This window comes from Aliikangiella sp. G2MR2-5 (assembly GCF_015687155.1).
GTDB lineage: Bacteria > Pseudomonadota > Gammaproteobacteria > Enterobacterales > Kangiellaceae > Aliikangiella.
Genome location: NZ_JADPQF010000015.1, coordinates 1 through 2,498 on the forward strand (window position 1 = coordinate 1; position 2,498 = coordinate 2,498).

At 39.1% G+C, this 2,498-nt stretch carries 1 protein-coding gene; it reads right to left on the reverse strand.

Features of this window, described 5'->3' with window-relative positions; translation table 11 throughout:
- Positions 1-2,184: TonB-dependent siderophore receptor (locus tag IYN84_RS20790; protein ID WP_196141207.1), on the reverse strand; the 2,184-nt coding region annotated here is incomplete at its 3' end.
- Between the last annotated feature and the right edge of the window lie 314 nt (positions 2,185-2,498).

Here is a 2,498-nt window from a genome sequence, read left to right on the forward strand (position 1 = left end):
TATATGAGAGCCATCGACACTATTACCGTTTGGAGAGAAGAACTTCCAATAATAAAGATCATTTAAGCTAAATAGGAAGTTACCATGCTGATTGTCCAGTCTATATTCAAATTGGAATCGAGTAATATTTTCAGGATAAACCGAAGTCTTTTCGTTTTCTAAAGTATAAAAACCTATTGTTCCGGGTGCCGCGTCATAAATTTTTACTAATGAATGGCTAGCAGATAATGACCAGTCCTCAAGTTTGTATTTTACCTCTGTTTCTATACCCCACTGACGGAGTTTACCTTCCTGGTTTTGATAGTACCAATTACCATTCCATGTACCGACACTATCCGAGCCAATGGGATCACCGTAACTTAATCCATCATAGGCATGCGCCTGAGCAGCTATAATATTCTCGACGGTGTTGAAAAAGATAACATTGTCAAAAGAAACATTGGGTGAAAGGTAGGAATAAGCAAATTCGAAAGAGTCTATCGTTTCAGGCTCAGGATCTCTTAAAATACGGCTGTCATTGGTACCGTCACCATCAAAGTTAAAGTCGACTAAAGTGTCCGCAATCGCGTTAACCACAGGAAAATTTTCTTGCGCGAGAAAGCCGTCTTGTACATATCCTCCAGAAAACTGCACTCCAACAGCCCCTCTAAAACCTGTTTGCCAACTTATCCGTAATTGGTGGTATTCGTCAAAACGATATAGTAGTGCAACTCGTGGGCTAAGGTGTGAACCCCAGTTTGGGTGGTCATCCCAACGTATAGCGGTAAATATATCTGTGTGACTACTAGCATTCCAAAAATTTTCCAGGAACAAACTTCTTATTTTATAAGAGCTATTTTTCACCCAGGTATTATTCTCGTTAACACTGCCTTCTATAATTATGGAACCTGAAGAGTCTGGTTGAAGTCCAAGCAATTGAATTTCTTCATTGACAATAAAGTTGCCTGAGTGGCTATTTTTATTGCCTGAATTAAACCAGTCGACTTCAAAGCCAAGTGCCAATTTGCTATTTTTTGAAAGGTCGTATTTTATTAGAGCTTTCAGGTTTTCTCTGTTTTCTTTTGTACCGCCCATAATCAGGTTTGGTTGTACGATACTGTTGGCTTGACCTTGAAGGTTGTTAGTTACAGAAGCAAAAGGGCTAAGATTCGATTCGTACTCTAGTCGTGCTGGCGACGGCAAGTTTCCGCCATGAGAAAATAGAGTATACTCATCTTCAATCAAGCCTACAGAAAGCATTAAGTTAACATCGTTGGCAAAATCTTTTATGTATGTAAGGTTAAGGCCTTTTAATTCCTGTTCCACTGATTCTCTATCACGAAAAAAATTGTAGAGATCGCGTAGTTGTTCAAAATGAAATAGATTGGCCTGTATTGATTTGAACTTAAAGGTTCCCAAAATGTTTTTGTATTCACTGCGATGTAAGTAGTGATAGCGTTCGAAAACACTCAACCCCTGATCAATACGCTTTTCAGCCCAGCCTCTGTTCTCCATCGGATTGCCAGTAAACTGGCCTTTTGAGGCATAAAAGCCAAAGTCGCTCTTGTCGTTGGTATAATTAAATTTCAGCGATATTTTTGAAAGTTGTTCACTACCCCTTGATACAATGATTGATGAATGTTCGGCGCTGTCTAAAGAGGTTACGATATTAATTACGCCTAGTAGTGCTCCCTGACCCAGAGTCACAGAACCGGGGCCTCTTATAACTTCCAGGCGTTCAATAAAACTTAAATCTAGCCCGTTAAGGATTGCATCAGGTGGTCCCCAGAACCATTCTGTATTCAAGTTTTGGCCATTTAACAGGAGCATTACCTTTGAGTTGTTATCTGGTGCTAAGCCCCTGAACCCCGCAATTGTGTCATCCTGATCTTCAACCAGAAAATACCCTGGTACGAATATAGTTAACAACTCGTTCAGGGTACGAGCCCCACTCATTTTTATCTGTTGCTTATTGATAGATGAAATAGAAACAGGTTGTTTACGAGCATCAGACTCAATATTAGAAGCTACTGTGACCTTGAGTGAGAGGAGTTTATCCAGGGGAAGGGAAAATATTTCTATATTTTGTTCTACGGCCTTAACTCTACCCGCCGTTTTAATGATGATAAGAAATAGTGAAAAGAAAACAAAGGCCAGCTGGAGTGACCATGCTCTTGAATACTTATCTCTGAGTGCGAACAGCATCTTTCATTACTAGTTGAGATCCTCAAATTTAGCAAGAAAGAAACATTGTTTGTAAGCGCTTTGAATAAAGTTTGGTTGTATATTATCTGATAGGAAGTTTTAGTCATTTTATACAACTAACAATCTTGAATAGGTGGAAACATGGCTTTGTTCAGGCATTGGTTGAATTTATGCTGATTAATCGAGATGGATGTTACTTAACCGGATAGCTAACACATTGATTTATAAGGCTTACTAAAAATAAATAAAAAAATGATGATAAAAGTCTTGCGTATAAATTTCCAGGCCCTATAATGCGCGTCCGCTTCGAGGGA